Annotated in this window: 14 protein-coding genes, 1 pseudogene and 1 other annotated feature; of the genes and pseudogenes, 4 read left to right on the top strand and 11 right to left on the bottom strand. The window is 44.5% G+C overall.

The features are described 5' to 3' along the window. Positions 1 to 73 precede the first annotated feature (73 nt). The 3 genes from AB6D06_RS16215 to nfo form a co-directional block, all read right to left on the bottom strand. A complete protein-coding gene (locus tag AB6D06_RS16215) occupies positions 74 to 625 on the bottom strand; it encodes a hemerythrin domain-containing protein (protein ID WP_017070073.1) in 552 nt (183 codons plus the stop codon). A gap of 86 nt (positions 626 to 711) precedes the next feature. Next, the gene (gene ung, locus AB6D06_RS16210; protein WP_102428207.1) at positions 712 to 1,392 is read right to left on the bottom strand and encodes a uracil-DNA glycosylase; all 681 of its coding nucleotides are present in this window, start codon (positions 1,390 to 1,392) and stop codon (positions 712 to 714) included. 397 nt (positions 1,393 to 1,789) lie between these two features. Continuing rightward, positions 1,790 to 2,698: a deoxyribonuclease IV gene (gene nfo, locus AB6D06_RS16205; RefSeq protein ID WP_372111038.1), complete on the bottom strand. Its 909-nt coding sequence runs from the start codon at positions 2,696 to 2,698 to the stop codon at positions 1,790 to 1,792. Between the two features lie 326 nt (positions 2,699 to 3,024). Here nfo and grcA point away from each other — a divergent pair, with 326 nt between their 5' ends. Next, positions 3,025 to 3,402 (top strand): autonomous glycyl radical cofactor GrcA, encoded by a 378-nt coding sequence (gene grcA / locus AB6D06_RS16200; RefSeq protein ID WP_017059315.1) that lies wholly within the window; start codon positions 3,025 to 3,027, stop codon positions 3,400 to 3,402. Positions 3,403 to 3,479: 77 nt separating this feature from the next. Here the strand turns inward: grcA and thrC are convergent, their stop codons facing one another. From thrC to thrA, 3 genes are read right to left on the bottom strand one after another with little or no spacing between them, the layout of a single operon-like run. Then, a complete protein-coding gene (gene thrC / locus AB6D06_RS16195) occupies positions 3,480 to 4,763 on the bottom strand; it encodes a threonine synthase (protein ID WP_017059314.1) in 1,284 nt (427 codons plus the stop codon). Next, on the bottom strand, positions 4,760 to 5,716 hold the full coding sequence (thrB, locus tag AB6D06_RS16190) for a homoserine kinase (RefSeq protein WP_108121741.1): 957 nt from the start codon (positions 5,714 to 5,716) through the stop codon (positions 4,760 to 4,762). The genes thrC and thrB overlap by 4 nt, the downstream gene beginning before the upstream one ends. Before the next feature lie 17 nt (positions 5,717 to 5,733). Then, the gene (thrA, locus tag AB6D06_RS16185; RefSeq protein WP_372111036.1) at positions 5,734 to 8,193 is read right to left on the bottom strand and encodes a bifunctional aspartate kinase/homoserine dehydrogenase I; all 2,460 of its coding nucleotides are present in this window, start codon (positions 8,191 to 8,193) and stop codon (positions 5,734 to 5,736) included. 29 nt (positions 8,194 to 8,222) lie between these two features. Then, positions 8,223 to 8,341 (bottom strand) — a sequence feature (Thr leader region). 317 nt (positions 8,342 to 8,658) lie between these two features. Here thrA and AB6D06_RS16180 point away from each other — a divergent pair. Beyond that, positions 8,659 to 9,117, top strand: a complete 459-nt coding sequence (locus AB6D06_RS16180) for a hypothetical protein (RefSeq protein WP_017070076.1) — start codon at positions 8,659 to 8,661, stop codon at positions 9,115 to 9,117. A 112-nt stretch (positions 9,118 to 9,229) separates the two neighbouring features. On the opposite strand, the gene AB6D06_RS16175 is transcribed toward AB6D06_RS16180, so the two are convergent. Further along, positions 9,230 to 9,715 (bottom strand): putative 4-hydroxy-4-methyl-2-oxoglutarate aldolase, encoded by a 486-nt coding sequence (locus AB6D06_RS16175; RefSeq protein ID WP_017059310.1) that lies wholly within the window; start codon positions 9,713 to 9,715, stop codon positions 9,230 to 9,232. Positions 9,716 to 9,762: 47 nt separating this feature from the next. On the opposite strand from AB6D06_RS16175, the pseudogene AB6D06_RS16170 reads away from it, so the two are divergent. Both AB6D06_RS16170 and arcA read left to right on the top strand, forming a co-directional pair. Then, positions 9,763 to 9,864: pseudogene (locus tag AB6D06_RS16170) on the top strand (ribonuclease activity regulator protein RraA); the annotation flags it as partial. 429 nt (positions 9,865 to 10,293) lie between these two features. Further along, positions 10,294 to 11,010 (top strand): two-component system response regulator ArcA, encoded by a 717-nt coding sequence (arcA, locus tag AB6D06_RS16165; protein WP_004741534.1) that lies wholly within the window; start codon positions 10,294 to 10,296, stop codon positions 11,008 to 11,010. Positions 11,011 to 11,146: 136 nt separating this feature from the next. On the opposite strand, the gene AB6D06_RS16160 is transcribed toward arcA, so the two are convergent. The 4 genes from AB6D06_RS16160 to AB6D06_RS16145 all read right to left on the bottom strand — a co-directional run bounded on the left by AB6D06_RS16160 (position 11,147) and on the right by AB6D06_RS16145 (position 16,938). Then, entirely contained in the window at positions 11,147 to 11,590 is a 444-nt protein-coding gene (locus AB6D06_RS16160) for a hypothetical protein (RefSeq protein WP_372111033.1), read from the bottom strand. A gap of 7 nt (positions 11,591 to 11,597) precedes the next feature. Then, entirely contained in the window at positions 11,598 to 13,967 is a 2,370-nt protein-coding gene (arcB, locus tag AB6D06_RS16155) for an aerobic respiration two-component sensor histidine kinase ArcB (RefSeq protein WP_017062885.1), read from the bottom strand. A 174-nt stretch (positions 13,968 to 14,141) separates the two neighbouring features. Next, a complete protein-coding gene (locus AB6D06_RS16150; protein ID WP_017059307.1) occupies positions 14,142 to 15,893 on the bottom strand; it encodes a diguanylate cyclase domain-containing protein in 1,752 nt (583 codons plus the stop codon). Between the two features lie 91 nt (positions 15,894 to 15,984). Continuing rightward, a complete protein-coding gene (locus AB6D06_RS16145) occupies positions 15,985 to 16,938 on the bottom strand; it encodes a TIGR01212 family radical SAM protein (RefSeq protein ID WP_372111030.1) in 954 nt (317 codons plus the stop codon). Positions 16,939 to 16,948: the final 10 nt, after the last annotated feature.

The following is a 16,948-nucleotide window of genomic DNA, read 5'->3' as shown; positions in this document are numbered from 1 at the left end:
AAAGCGCCATTTGGAAACCAACCCTCTAATATAGAGGACACCTAAAATAGGTGCACCTCAACATTACAACGGGCTAAACACACTCTTGTTCATTTTGTCGAACCCGAGCCGCGAGTTGGCGATATTGATCGGCGATGGTCTCTCCAAAAACAGGGTCATCTTCCGGTTGAAGCCATTGAGACTCCACTTCTTGCCAATCTTTCACCGTGAACGCCTCAACAATCATGGGTAGCACATGCTTCTCTTCATATTCCATGTGCTTTCGCTGAGCCTTAACAAACGCTTCAAGCTGCTCAATAAAGACTTGCTGAGGAACCACCGCATCTTGAAGGATCATATCGACCAAACCTAAAAAGTCCGCCGTTTTCTCAGAAAGCAATTGATGCTCTAACTCCAAGTCTTCAATCGCTTGCTCGCTGCCATATTGCTTAAGATAGTAGCGATAAATGACGTCTTCTTTAGGGTGATGCACTTTGTCTGAATGGTTCATAAGGTAATGAACCACCTCTGCGATCAGGCTATAGTTTATTTCTCGCTCCTGTTTCAGAAACTCTAACTTACTGTTGAGTATCGCGAGTAAACGAGCCATATAGCCATGCTCTCGTCTTATCCTTTCAATCATCATAGTATTGCACTCCATTACACCTACTATTTATAAGTGTATACGAATATGCTGATTTATGATTTGACCCTGCTCAGAAAACCACCAACCTACACTTCTGTTGGTAAACGCCAGTCAATAGGTTGTTGATCCATAGAAGAAAGCAGCTTGTTGGTTGTAGAGAAATGCTGACAACCGAAGAATCCACGGCGTGCCGATAATGGCGATGGGTGAGGTGCAACCAACACATGATGCTTGTCGTCATCAATCGCTTGACCTTTCTTCTGGGCGTGTGCGCCCCACAACAAAAAGATGATCGGTTCAGAGCGCTGATTGAGCTCAGCAATAATGGCATCGGTAAAGGTTTCCCAGCCACACTTAGCATGTGAGTGTGCTTTTGCCTCTTCGACTGTAAGGACTGTGTTCAACATCAACACCCCTTGCGATGCCCAAGAATCGAGATAACCATGACTAGGAATCTCAAAGCCCTCTATATCTTGTGCAAGCTCTTTGTACATATTGCGTAGAGAAGGTGGGATTTTCACACCAGGAAGCACTGAGAATGCTAAGCCGTGAGCTTGGTTAGCACCGTGATAAGGATCTTGCCCTAAGATAACCACTCGCACGGATTCGAAAGGCGTCATATCAAAGGCACTGAACACCTGTTCTTGTGGCGGGTAGACGGTTTTACCACTATTACGTTGCTGTTCAACAAACGCGAGGACACTCTGAAAGTACTCTTTATCACGTTCATCATTAATAATGGATTCCCAAGTCTTTGGTGCGCTCATCGTTTTACTTCCCAATCATCAAGGTTTCTAGCGGCTTTCGCCAGACAAAAAAATAGCTGTATCGGCTAACTGTCCTAAATAAGGCTCTAGTTATACCTCATACAGCTATCAATAAACATGATGTGTAGGGTTCACTTGTTGATGAATCATAATAATCAGTTCAAGTTGTGCTTATCTCGATTAACCACTTTTCTGCTGTGTACGATGGTGGCCGTGGTTATGCACGTGACGGTTTGGTGTAGGTAAACGGCGTGCGACAGCAATAGTTGAAGTTTGGGTGATTGAATACATAAAGGCACCTCCTCTAAGACATCGTGAACTACATATTCACTTTAATACTATGAAAGAAAGGTGCCAATTTTTAGAAATAGACGGAAATAAATTTCCCCCTCTATTATTACGCTTGTTCGCTCGCTAGCGTTGCTGAGCGATGAAACATTCTAAGTTGTTGAATTTCCTCTTTCCAGATCGTCGAATCAATGGTTTCCAAGATAAGAGGGATACCATTAAAGCGAGAATCAGAGGCAATATACTCAAAACAATCCCAGCCAATTTCGCCATTTCCTAAAGAATGGTGTCGATCGACTCGGCTCGCGAACTCAGCTTTTGAATCATTGATGTGCATTGCTCTTAGATAGTGCATACCCACGATGCGGTCGAACTCAGCAAAAGTATGCTCACACGCCTCTTTTGTACGTAAGTCATAGCCAGCAGTAAACGTATGGCAGGTGTCTAAGCACACACCAACACGTGACTTATCTTCTACCTGTTCGATAATCTCTGCTAGATGTTCAAACTTCCAACCCAGATTAGTGCCCTGCCCAGACGTATTCTCGATCACTGCGATTACGTCAGGTACCGCTTGATGAGCTAGATTGATCGATTCAGCGATCTTCGCCAAACATTCGCTTTCTGAGATTTTCTTTAAATGACTCCCAGGATGAAAATTCAAAAGCGTTAATCCAAGTTGATTACAACGCTCCATTTCATCAATAAAAGCCGCGCGTGATTTCTCTAGCTTCTCTTCTTCTGGTGCTCCTAGGTTAATAAGGTAGGAGTCATGAGGAAGAATGTGCTCAGCACCGAAGCCCAACATTTTGCAATTAGCTTTAAAGGCACTAATGGTTTTCGCTTCTAGCGGTTTTGCCGCCCACTGTCTCTGGTTCTTGGTAAACAGTGCAAACGCATTGGCGCCAATTTCACGTGCACGCATAGGCGCCTGATCAACTCCACCAGCAGCCGAGACATGAGCGCCAATAAACTTAATATTTGTTTCCGGTTTTGAGGATGAATTATTGTTTGTCATTAAATCACTTTACACTTTCAGAATGCTTAATAAATAAAGGGTCGTATCGGTTGTAGTTCAATAAAAACACAACAAATGTAGTAAACTTACAACAAATATGACTGTTAAATATTTTTTATACTTTAAAATATTTTGTAATTACTTTGTTTTCAAAGGTTTTATTGATTTACCTCAATATAATCACCTTTGTAAAAATATGGTTTTTGGTTGTTTTTTGACTTAAATCAATGTTAACCTTACTAATATTAGGTATATATTACCCAGCTCAATAAAAATCGAAAGTTAACACCATAATCAAACCACATTTAGTGGACTAGGAGATAGTTATGATCCAAGGTATTCAAATTACTAAAGCAGCAAACGATGACCTACTAAACTCAATCTGGCTACTAGATAGCGAGAAGAATGAAGCTCGTTGTGTTGTTGCTACTGCAGGTTTCGAAGCTGACCAAGTTATCTCAGCTGCAGACCTAGGCGAGTACGAAAGCCGTGAAGTTGCAATCGAAGCAGCACCACGCATCGAAGGTGGCCAACACCTAAACGTTAACGTTCTTAAGCGTGAAACGCTAGAAGATGCAGTTGCTCACCCAGAGAACTACCCACAGCTAACTATCCGTGTATCGGGTTACGCTGTACGTTTCAACTCTCTAACAACTGAACAGCAACGTGACGTTATCGCACGTACGTTCACTGAGTCTCTATAATTTTTAGAGCTTAAATTAGAATACAAAAACGGCGCTCATTGAGCGCCGTTTTTATTTGTTCGAAAAACAAATGGACGTTACGGTTGAACTCGACGAAGCACAGCTTTTAGCGCTTCAAAATCGTTATCAAGATCTTCAGACAACAATTCCATCGCCGCGTGTTTTGCTAGCGGGCCAGGCAGTTCGATATCAGAACCTAGGATGTCATCAACCACTTCTTTGAATTTCGCTGGGTGTGCTGTACACAGGAACAAGCCAGTTTCGTTCTCTTGCAGTTGCTCTTCCAGTAGACGGTAAGCAATCGCACCATGTGGTTCACATAGGTAACCTTGTGCTTTTAGGTCGCGAACTGACTCAGCGCTCTGCTCGTCAGATACTTTACCTTTGCCTAGTGTATCTAAGCCCCAACCTTTCAGTTGGCAAAGCTCTTCGATACGAGGCCAGTTGTTTGGTTGGCTTACGTCCATCGCGTTCGATGTTGTCGCAACAGTCGGTTTTGGATCCCATTGACCTGTTTCTAGGTAACGAGGAACAGTGTCATTTTCGTTAGTTGCTGCGATAAAACGCTTAACAGGTAGACCTAGCGCTTTAGCCAATAGACCAGCCGTTAGGTTACCAAAGTTACCACTTGGTACAGAGATAACGAGGTTTTCACGTTGCTCTTTAGTCAGCTGAGAAGCCGCCTCAAAGTAGTAACAGATCTGAGCCATTAAACGGCTGATGTTGATCGAGTTTGCCGAATTAAGACCGATCTCTTTACGCAGTTCAGCGTCATCAAATGAGTCTTTAACTAGAGCCTGACACGCATCAAAGTCACCATCAATCGCCACAGTGTGGATGTTCTTGCCAAGCGTACAGAACAGCTTCTCTTGCAGTGGGCTGATCTTGCCTTTCGGGTAAAGAATCACAACATTGATGTCTTCCATGCCGTAGAAAGCATGCGCAACCGCCGCACCAGTATCACCTGATGTTGCCGTTAAGATAGTGATTTGACCACCATCAGAAACAGCTGCTAAAGATTGAGCCATAAAGCGGCCACCGAAATCTTTAAACGCCAGTGTTGGACCGTGGAAAAGCTCAAGCGCGTAAACGCCGTCTTTTACTTGGTTGATTGGTGCAGGGAATTGGAACGCTGCATCCACCATTTGGTCGATCTGTTCTTTTGGTAATTCATCACCAATCAATGCTGACAGAATCTTTGAGCTACGAGGGACAAAGTCCTCTGCTAGCAGCGCATCGATGTCATCAAACTTTGGCAGTTCAGATGGGAAAAATAGACCTTGATTGCGGCCTAGACCTTGACGAACGGCTTGGCCAAAAGAGACTTGCTCGTCATTTTCTTTGATGTTGTACAGCTTCATAACTCACTTCCTGTAACGATCGAACCTTGCTTATCTAAACGACAAACGTGGACGAATCCTTCTTCGTTTTGTACGTAATTTTGTTCTAACCAGCGTGCAACACGCTCGGCGACATCTTGTTCTTTGCAAATGCTAAATAGAGTTGGGCCACTACCGGAGATCCCAGTAGCAAGCGCTCCAGCTGAGGTTGCGTATTTACGCGCATCAGCAAACCCTGGAAGCAGTTTCTCACGATATGGTTCAGCAATCACGTCTTTGATCATCTTAGCGGCTAGCTCTGGCTGACCAGAATGACACGCGTGGATGAAACCCGCTAAATGGCGACCATGAGCAATCACATCCTGGCGACGATATTGAGAAGGTAGAATCTCGCGAGCTTCTGCCGTTGAAACCTTAATGCCCGGATACGCCATTACCCAGTACCAGTCATCAAAACATGGTACTTCTTGACTAATGATACCTAGCTCTTCCAGCATTAATTGCACACCACCAAGGTAACAGGGTGCAACGTTATCGTAGTGGATACCGCCTGAAATTTTACCTTCCATTTCGCCCATCAGAGCAAGCAGTTCAGTTTCATTCAGGGGCTGACCATGAAAACGGTTTAAAGCATCCAGTGCCGCGACAATTGAACAGGCACTTGAACCTAAACCAGAACCAATAGGCATGTTCTTTTCTAGTGTCATTTCCAAAGGCTTAACCGCAACGCCTTTTTTATCAAGCTCTCGAGAGAATACCACCCAGCAGTCGTAAACGATGTTTTCTTTGGTTTCAGTTGGCAGCTTAGAAACAAAACTGCCTGCTGTTTTTAGTGAGAATGATTCATCACCTGCTTTAACCATTACTCGGTCACCGAGCAGCGCGCCATCCACTGGAGACACAGCGGCCCCCAGCACATCAAACCCTACACTGACATTGCCGATTGATGCAGGTGCATAAACAACAACATCCATATCACTTGAACTCATTCCTAAACTCCTAATTTCCAACCAAGAGTACGCATCACATCAGAGAATACGCCTGCTGCTGTAACTTCAGTACCCGCACCGTAACCACGCAATACTAGAGGGATCGGTTGGTAGTAACGGCTGTAGAATGCTAATGCGTTCTCGCCATCTTTAATCTTGAACATTGGGTCGTCGCCATCAACAGCTGCGATACGAACTTTACACTTACCATCGGCGATTTCACCAACATAACGAAGTACTTTGCCTTCTTCTGCTGCGATCGCTGACTGTTCTTGGAAGTAAGCATCAGCTTCTGGCAAGCGAGCCATAAACTCTTCAACCGTGCCTGAATCATCAAAACCCGGTGGCAATGCTTGGTCAACTTCAACATCTTCAAGCTCAAGTGCCATACCCGCTTCACGAGCAAGAATAAGCAGCTTACGCGCAACGTCCATACCAGACAGATCATCACGAGGATCCGGCTCAGTGAAGCCGTTATCTTTAGCAATATTAGTTGCTTGACTGAGTGTCATACCTTCATCAAGCTTACCGAATATGTAAGACAGTGAACCAGAAAGAATGCCGTTGAACTTCTCAAGCTCATCACCCGCAGAAATTAGGTTCTGTAGGTTTTCGATAACCGGTAGACCTGCGCCTACTGTTGTCTCGTACATCAACTTACGACGTGAGTTGCGTGCAACTTCACGAAGCTGATGGTAGTAAGCCATGCTTGCTGTGTTTGCTTTCTTGTTTGGTGTTACTACGTGGAAACCAGCCGCTAGGAAATCAGCGTACTGCGCCGCAATACCTTCGCTAGACGTACAATCAACCAATACTGGGTTGATGATGTGGTTACGTTGAACCAAAGCCGCTAAACGCGCTAGGCTGAACTCTTCAGTCGCACTCGACATACGGTCACGCCACTGCTCTAACGGTAGACCATCGCTGTCTAGCAACAAACCTTTACTGTTTGCTAAACCACATACGCGAATCACGATGCCTTTTTCAGCCAGTTTGCCTTGCTGACGTTGGATCTGGTCAACAAGCTCGCCACCAACACCGCCGACACCCACAACGAATACATCTAGGAAGTGCTTAGAGTTAAATAGGTTCTCGTGACACGCTTTGATTGCTTCAGAGATTTTGTCTTCAGGGATAACCGCTGAAATAGCGCGCTCTGAAGAACCTTGAGCAATAGCAACAATGTTGACGTTCACTTCAGCTAAAGAAGAGAAGAACTGAGATGCTACGCCACGTGAAGTGCGCATACCGTCACCCACCAGCGTTACAATCGCAACGTCATCCATGAACTCAACCGGCTCTAACAGGCCATCTTTAAGTTCAAGTTCAAACGCGTCTGACAACACTTGTTTCGCTTTCACCTTATCAGCCGATTCAATACAGAAGCTGATGCTGTACTCAGAAGAAGATTGAGTAATAAGGACAATAGAAACGCCAGCAGAAGACATCGCGCCGAATACACGACTCGCCATACCTACCATGCCCTTCATGCCTGGGCCTGATACGTTAACCATGGTTAGGTCACTTAGCGTCGTAATACCTTTGATTGCTAGGTTATCTTCGCCAGTGTCTTGACCAATCAAAGTACCTGCGCCTTGTGGGTTGAAGCTGTTTTTGATCAGACAAGGAATGTGGAATTGCGCAATAGGAGCAATGGTTTTCGGGTGTAGAACCGAAGCACCAAAGTAAGAAAGCTCCATCGCCTCTTGGTAGCTAAGAGACTTAAGAAGACGAGCATCATCCACTAAACGCGGGTCACAGTTGTAAACGCCGTCTACATCTGTCCAGATCTCACAGCAATCAGCACGTAGACATGCCGCTAGAACTGCAGCTGAATAATCAGAGCCGTTACGGCCAAGTGTGACTAGCTCACCTTTATCGTTACCTGCTGTAAAGCCCGGCATGATATTTACGTGACCTTTAGGCAGTGGCGACTGACGGAAGTTCTGAGTTGAAACGTCCACATCGACCATAGCTTCAAGGTGATCACCTTTAGCGTATAGGTATTGGACAGGGTCAATCAGACTTGCTGGTTGGCCTTTCGCTTCCAGTACCGCTTTCATTAACTGGATAGAGATTCGCTCACCTTTACTGATGATGCGAGCATTAACGTGGTTCGGGCACATACCAAGTAGGTTGATGCCATTCACGAACTGCTTTAGCTGAGCAAGAGAGGTATCCACCTGCTCTTGAAACGCGGCACCATCGATAGAAGGCACGACCGCTTTGATCTCTGCAAACAGTGTGTTAAATGAAGATTCGATCTCTGTAATCTGTGCGTCAGCTTCACCATTTTTCAGTGCAGCTTCAATAACAGCGACCAACTTATTGGTTGTTTTTCCTGGAGCCGATAGTACAACGGCTAGCTCTTCTTGCTGGGCATTATTAGCGATGATATCAGCCGCTCGTAAAAAACGATCTGCATCAGCTAATGATGAACCTCCAAACTTTAAAACGCGCATCCCTTTCTCCATAAGTCATAAAAATGGTACAAAAAAAGGCCTGTATCTTGTTGGATACAGGCCTTTTTTTTAAAATCAGTTACTTAGCAGCCTGCCCCAACAATGTTAATGTCGGTAATAATAATGGTTGTGGTCATTACTAGGTGGCTTACGTGCTGCATATCAAATTCTCTGCTTGTGCTTTACTCTACGTGTATCAATTTTTACCACTGGACGTCAATGAAAAGTTGCGTTTTTTTCACATTCGCACCGTTTTTCAGAGCAAACCGTCATTTAAGGGATAAAACACCCTGTATAAACCTTCACTTAAGATACTGGATTTACTCATTGAACAGGCAAGAGTGATCAATTGCATATATAGTCATAACAAAATGCTATATCAATTGTGCAGCGAACGTACAAGTTCTGTGCTTTAATTGAACGATAACGTTCGAAGAACAATAATAATGACATCAGGAGTGGGAAATGAAGAGATTACTTATTCTTTTGGCTTTTGCTATGCCTGTTGTTTGTTCAGCGAATAGCTTGCCTCTACTACCCAGCCAGATCGATAGTTCTTCTCATAAATTCTTTATCTCCACACAAAACGCGTCGAGTGAAAGCTTCGATACTTGGAAGATAGACAGTGGCTACTCTTATAGCTTGTTTTCAGATGTGGATCTTTACGTCGGTACACGTATCAATAGTGCGGCACTGAAACAGGAAAGTGGATTCTTGAGTGGTGTCAGTTATCAGTTCTCAGAAAGAGTCTCTTTTAACAGTTCTCTACACACCTATAAAGACGAGACCGAAGACAATGAGAAATCGGTAGCCGCAGAGGTTTCCAGCCGAGTGCAACTAACAGATAACCTAGATTTGCATGCCACCCTTGATTATGAAGAGTGGCAGCAAGGTGTTGAAGTGGGACTAGGGTTTCGCTTTTAGTCTCTTTAGCTTGTTCTTTATTAACAGATTAGTGCGGATTGAGATCCAAACTTTTAGTACATCACAAACCATTCCCCGTTCTAATCTATCAACGGCATTCAATTTGAGTCAGTTACGATTCAATTAACAGCTCAGATGAAATTAACACGCCATTCCAATCGGCATAAATATAGTCACCAGGCTGAATCAGTTGATTATGTATAGAGAGTGTCACATTCACTTGGCCGACACCGCGTTTCTCTGTTTTGAATGGCGATGCACCTAACGCCTGAACGCCAAGGTCCATTTGCGACATCATGCCTACATCACGCACCGCACCGTTTACAATCACGCCTTCCCAACCGTTTTCTATCGCGAGAATAGCGAGTTGATCGCCAAGCAGCGCCTTCTGGCATGAGCCATTTCCGTCAACGACAAGCACTTTGCCACAGCCGTCGGTCTCTAAAACCTCGCGAACCTTGGAATTATCGTGATAACAACGAACTGTTACAATTTTTCCAAAGAACGCACCACGTTGGCCGAAGTTCTGCAATGGCATGTTCAGTAGGGTGACTTCGCTTTCAAACTCATCACACAAGTCGGGTGTTATATCGTGCATATATCCTCCGTGAGTAAGGCGTTACCGGTTATGTCAGGCTAGCCTCTATGCTTTTATATGTTATTAAAATTAATCCTTTGTTTTCATTGTTCTATGCTCAATTTACTACTCAATAAAAGTTGATTGAGCATATTTATCTACTAGACTCTTAAGACAGCTTTCAGCTTCCTTGGTTCATAATCCGGTCTTTAGCAGGCAAGATGTGAGAAGCATCTCGAATAATCATTCTTGTTTTGGTGCTAAATAGTCACCATAACATTGGTTAAGTTGTAGCCATACTATTAAAGTTTGTTGCGATACGGCAATTGATGTAAATCAACAAAGTGAATGGAATTAACATTCTCGCGTTGTTAGCATGCTGTTAACATTATAGAATCCACTCCAATCACTAAAAGAATGATTGAAAGGCGTACTGGATCTACGTTATTGGGCAATACTTCAAGGAAGGCAGATAGCTGGAAGTAAGTGTTTTTTTGAAAACTTTAAGTTATCATCAAAAATACATTACCTGTATGTTATGTTTTTGCCTAGAATTTATTCTATTAGCACAGTTTCGTCACAAATTTAGGTACCGCCAAATGCAAACCCCGCAGATTCTTATCGTTGAAGATGAGCAAGTAACTCGTAACACTCTAAAGAGTATTTTTGAAGCAGAGGGATATGCTGTTTTTGAGGCTAGCGACGGTGAAGAGATGCACCAAGTGCTATCTGACAACCAAGTTAACCTTGTAATTATGGACATCAACCTTCCAGGTAAGAATGGTCTACTACTTGCGCGTGAACTACGTGAGCAAGCAAACGTAGCGCTTATGTTCTTAACTGGTCGTGATAATGAAGTTGATAAGATCCTTGGCCTAGAGATCGGCGCTGATGACTACATCACTAAGCCTTTCAACCCTCGTGAACTGACTATCCGTGCACGCAACCTTCTGAACCGTTCAATGAGCACAAGCTCTGTTCAAGAAGAGAAGCGTAGCGTTGAGAAGTATGAGTTCAACGGTTGGGTACTAGATATCAACAGTCGTTCTCTGGTTAGCCCAGATGGCGAAGGCTACAAGCTACCTCGTTCAGAGTTCCGTGCTCTACTTCACTTCTGTGAGAACCCAGGTAAGATCCAAACACGTGCTGACCTTCTTAAGAAGATGACTGGCCGTGAGCTTAAGCCACACGATCGTACTGTAGACGTAACAATCCGTCGTATTCGTAAGCACTTTGAATCTGTTTCTGGTACGCCAGAAATCATCGCAACGATTCACGGTGAAGGCTACCGCTTTTGTGGTGACCTAGAAGACTAATTCGATTCGCGCCTCTTACCATTTAGCACTACTCACCAGTAAGTGTTTTGAACACTAGAAGCGTCATCAATAGTTATTAAAAAGGGAGAATGCCAACGCATTCTCCCTTTTTTATTGTTCTTAATTGGATAAGATTTTAGTAAACCGTATCCACCTTAACGTCTTTCTCTACTAACCACTTCACGGTTTCGCCATCTTTAAGTTCCACCGCCACATCAACAGGCTTGTCACTGTCGATTTCTAGCTGCCATACAAACGCGACTTCCCATTGAGTTTCACTGTGTGTTCTTAAATCAAGATCGTCAGCCGTTACCAACAAGGTGTCTGCACCCTGTTTAACCGTAACACTTTCAACCGCAAGCGTTGCTGGCAGTTGTGAGTCTGACTCTAGGTAGATAGCACCATGTAGGGTCTTATCTTGAGTCCCGCCAATCGTTGGCATCTTGTTGTGCCAAAGGTTGCTTTTCATGGTAACTGTTGCTGCAGATACTTCGACTTGATTATCTTGCTGCCATTCTACTTGTGGCGCAGAACAACCCGCTAATGCCACTACACATGCGGCGAATGCTAATTTTTTCATTATTCTTCTACCTTTGATTTAACCAACTCTTTAAAACTTCAATGTCATTCTGGTATTCGTTATTTATCTCATCAACCCAATCTGAAATGTTCTCCCACCACGCAGGCAAATCTGGAGATTGAGCTTTCTGGGCAACTTGTTGGATGCGTTTCAGACCAATAGAACCTGCAGCACCTTTAATCTTATGTGCCTCAGAAACGATACTGGCTTTATCTTTCGCGACCATGTTGGAGTTCAATATTTCCATATACTCCGGCATCATATCTTCGAACATCGCGATGCTATCCAAAACCGGTTTCGGTCCAACAATATCAACATAAGACTCTAGCATATCAATATCAAGCAAAGTGGTATCAATTTCTGAAAGAACAGGCTTACTCGCGTCGACTTTATCAATGCTCTCAACCTTATCGGTGCCCGCTACCTTCTCAATTACCTCTGGTGCATCTTCGATAAGTTCACTGATGACATCTTGGATAGCTCGAACCGACAAAGGTTTACTGATCGCTTCGTCCATGCCTTTCTGGAAGTACTCTTGCTTGTTGTTTAATACGTTCGCAGTTAACGCCACCAAAGGCGGTAGCTGGCTGTATTTCTCGCGGTAGTATTGAGCAATATCGAAACCCGTCATATCTGGCAGTTGGATATCCAACAACACCAAATCATAGTCTTCAGGATTGAAAGCAATTTGCGCCTCTTTACCCGTCATCACGACTGTCACTTCATGGCCAAGGCTTTCAAGTAGAGAGCGAGCCACTGTGATATTGAGTTCAATGTCTTCGACCATAAAGATCTTAAGATTCGACTGTTTTCTTGGCGTTTTGATCAGAGCCTGAGTATCGTGATTCACTGGAACTCGAATCGAAACCGTAAAGGTACTGCCAAAGCCCTCTTCACTGATGACTTCAATGTGGCCATCCATCATATTAATTAGCTGTTGAGAGACAGCGAGACCAATACCCGTGCCGACAGCGTGCAAGTTGTCCGTGCCCGATTTCACCTGATAGTACATCGCGAAGATCTTCTCGATTTCACTTTCAGGGATACCAATACCAGTATCTTCCACTTCCATCGTAATGTTGGCAAAGTCACCATCAATGTCGGCGCTGACTGTCATCACCACTCCACCATCTTTGGTGAACTTCATCGCGTTACTAACAAGGTTCCACAGTACCTGTCTAAGACGAGTACCATCCACCTCAACAGCAGCTGGAAGATCAGACAATCTTTCTAGATCGAACCTTAACCCTTTCTGCTCAGCCATCAACGCAGAGATACTTTCGATCTCGACAACGAAATCTTCAAAGTTAATAGGCGTAGGGAAGAGTTCAAGCTTACGGCGGTCGAACTTATCCATATCAATAATATCGTTGAAGATATTACCCAGTGTCACCGCGCTCACCTTGATGGTTTGCATCTGCTTGCGCTGTTCGGTGGTCAGTTGGCTATCAAGCAGCATGCGGCTCAAGCCAATGATGCCGTTGAGCGGCGTTCTTAACTCGTGGCTAATAGTTGAGATAAAGGTGGTCTTATCGCGGCTGGCTTTTTCTAACGACTCTTGATGCTCTTTACGTTCAGTAATATCGCGGCCAAAACCAACCAAGCCCAAGTGACGACCATCTTTGCTGTAGAAAGGCACTTTACGCAGTTCGAAGTAACTCTTGCGGCCATCTGGGTATTCAAGCCATTGGTCATAAGTCAGTGCTTGGTTGTCAGCAAATACTTTCTTATCGGTTTCAACAACTTGCTGAGCGACCTCTTTACTGTAAACATCCCAAGGAGTTAAACCAACTAGCTCTTTTTCTGTTTTACCAGTGAGCTCTTCAACCGCACGGTTACAACCAGAGAACACACCATCTTCATTACGGTAGTAAATAAGGTCAGGCGAGGCATCGATAAACGAGCGTAACAGTGCAGTACGTTCTGCGAGTTCAAGCTGAGTACGCTCGCGCTGGAACACCTCGTTTTCGAGATCTTGCATTGCTTCTGCGCGCGCTTCTTCCGCTTTTTCACGCTCTTCAATTTCTTGATTAAGCTTCTCGATATTGAGCTGCATTTTATTGTTGAGTTCTTGGTCTCGCTCACGCATGTCGCCAAGTTTAGAGACCAATTTCGCTAACCTTTGACGTGATTCTTCCAACTGGTCCACGACCACTGACAGAAAATAAACCGCCCAAGGCGTGATCACTAAACCGAAGAAAACTGAACGGACAATGTCGATGTCATCAACATTGCCTTTGAGTGCAAGGGTGATACCGACTTGCACAACAACAGCGAGGGCAACAAGCGCTAGGGCGAGTAAGATAGAAAAGCGGACAATCCCCAGTTTTACGAGTAGATCCACGTAATACTGGGCAAGATTTTTCATGGGTTTCATTTAGCGCTCCATGCGATAAGACTAGCAACATTCTACCCTGTTTGAAGATGGGAGGTAAGCTAGCTACATCACACGCAGCAAGTGTTCAGCGGTAATTTCGAAGGTTAATTAACCAATACAAATACTAACTAAGCAAAAATAGCCGGGGATAATCAAATTGCCAATTTTATAGCGTTAGCGAATTGAGTATGGATGCACCATTGAACGGTTGCGACCGTCTGATTTCGCTTGATACAACGCACTATCAGCCAAGGCAACAGCCGATTCCATTTCATCATCAGGTGTAGGAATGTAAGAGATAATACCAATACTCACCGTGATGAATTCAGAGACTGTCGACTTCTCATGCGCAAGTTCCAATTTTAGGACTTCATCATGAATACGCTGCGCCACCAGCTGAGCACCTTCGGTCGTTGTATTTGGCAGAATAAAGCCGAACTCTTCACCACCATAACGAGCCACACAATCAGATGAACGATTCAACACCTGCTTAAATGCCTGAGAAACCTGAATCAAAGCATCATCGCCTTGTTGGTGTCCGTAAAAGTCGTTGTAGCCTTTAAAGAAGTCGATATCACATAGCATGATCGTCAGTGGCAGCTTCTCACGCACATGATAATGCCACAGTGTAGAGAGCTGTTCATCGAAACGACGTCGGTTAGACACTTTAGTCAGGCTATCCATAAAGCTGAGGCGTTCAAGTTCAAGGTTGGCTTCTTCAAGCTTTTGTTCTGCTAGATAACGCTCTGTAATATCACGCGCCATGATCAACACACCATTAGTGCTCGATGCTGGATCTCTAAACGGTGATTTGACTACATCATACCAAGTAAATGTTCCATCACTTGAGACCACTTTGTCGATATAACGCAGTGATTTACTTTGATGAAGCACTTGATGATCGGTTTCTGATATTCGCGTATAGATGCTATGTGGCACCACATCTTGTAAACGTTTACCGATCAAGTCACTGACTTCAGAGATACCCAGCGCAGCCACAAATGGTTTATTACACGCTTGATAAACCATGTTTTCATTAAAGATACCAATCGAGTCTGGGCTGGCCTCCAGGAGGTTTTGCAAGATGGTGTCACGCTGCGCAAGTGCCACTTCGGTATCTTTTCGCTTCTCCATCTCGCCACGCAGTTTCTGCTGCATGTCATGCCAATCGGTCACATCATGACTAATAGAGAGCGTGCCGATGGTTTCTCCATCTTGGGAAAGCAGCACACTTTGGTAGGTTTCAAGCAAGCAGCTTTTTCCATCTTGATCTGTAGTCCAAGAGCGTTCACTTACACGACCTTTTAATACTCCACCAGAAACACTCAGGGTGCCCTCTTCAGCACGACCATGCCAAAACTTTTTAAACGAGCGATTACTCGTCACTAACTGACCTTTCTGATCTTTCACGTAGATCAGCTCAGACAAAGAATCCAAAGCGGTACGAGCAACATTCAGTTCTCGAACTTCTTGGGACAGTTCTTCGTTAGTGTTTTTATAAGGTGAGGCGTGAATCATCCAAGCCTGCTTATTTCTAAAATGGATCTTACGACCGATCAAGTTGATCTTGAACGACTCAAATTCAGAAAGCGCCCACAGGGAGACCTGCTCGAAGGCTCGAGAGTTGATGTGGTTGGTTAAGTAGTGACGAAAGCTGTTCTCGCTTTCCACAGTAGGAAAGCGAAAATTAACACCGATTTGGCGGATACCAAGCAACTGCATGGCTTGGCGATTGGCATAGAGTATTTCGCCACTTCGAACATCAACAAAGTAGAGTGGCGACGGGGTAGCAAGTAGAAGCGTTTCGATATGCGACTGATAACGAGAATAGAGATGCCAGCAGATGAGAGCAATCAGCAATACAACAACGATATAAATACCGTAGCCATACGCCCTGTCCCACAACCAAGTCATTACCAGTTCCATTTACTCTCAATCTATACCATAAAATCTATTAGGGAAATGTTACCACTATTTATTGGTTTTATCTGCTGTTACCTACAGTCACCCATTTCTATTAATTGGCCGCGTTTAAAACAGGCAACGTGTACTCGAATGCAGAGCCCGTTTTGATGCCTTGAGCACCGGTTTTATCCAACGAACGACCTATTTCAGTCATCGCTAACCAGCGGTTCTCACACCATAAAGGAGAAAGTAAGGTTGGGCGTCTCGCCGCTGAAGAAACACGGTGATAAACCACGTCCGCAGGAGTGCGTTGAATGATCTCACTCGCGATATCGATGTACTCTTCAAGGCTTGGGGCTTCTAGCTTTCCTGCCTTCCACGCCTTAGCCATGGTACTGCCCTCTACTATATGAAGGCCGTGCAGCTTAATACCATCGGTGCCAACGGCTAATACCTTGTCTAAGGTTTCAAGGTTATCCGCTTTGGTTTCTTTTGGTAGGCCAACAATCAGATGAGTACACACCTTGATACCTAAAGCGCGTGCGCGTTGGGTGATCGTTTCATACACTGCAAAATCGTGGCCGCGGTTAATTCGCTTGAGGGTTTTATCATTGGCGGTTTGCAGGCCAAGCTCGAGCCAAATCTCATAGCCTTGTTTAACGTAGCCCGCTAACAGATCCAACACCGCATCAGGCACACAGTCTGGTCGCGTACCAACACAAAGGCCGACGATCTCTGCACCGGGTGCTTTTAGCGCCTCTTCATACATATTCTTGAGCACTTGCACCTCAGCATAAGTGCTGGTGTACGCCTGAAAGTAAGCCAGGTACTTCTTGGCACGAGCAATCTCACCCGCACGATCTTTTAGCTGGTCAGCAATACTTTGAATTTGAGTTTGTTCATCGGCAAAGGAAGCCACGTTACAAAACGTGCAACCTCCACGGCCAATTTTCCCGTCTCGGTTTGGGCAGCTGAAACCACCATGAAGCGTCAGCTTGTGAACCTTCTCGCCATAACGGCGTTGAAGGTCTTGGCCGATAGTATTGACCAACTCGTGTAATTGCATATTTTCAAAG

The organism is Vibrio sp. 10N.239.311.G01 (assembly GCF_041465805.1).
GTDB classification, from domain to species: domain Bacteria; phylum Pseudomonadota; class Gammaproteobacteria; order Enterobacterales; family Vibrionaceae; genus Vibrio; species Vibrio crassostreae_C.
The sequence above is the reverse complement of the archived record's forward strand: the minus strand, read 5'-3'. Positions and strand labels throughout refer to the sequence as shown.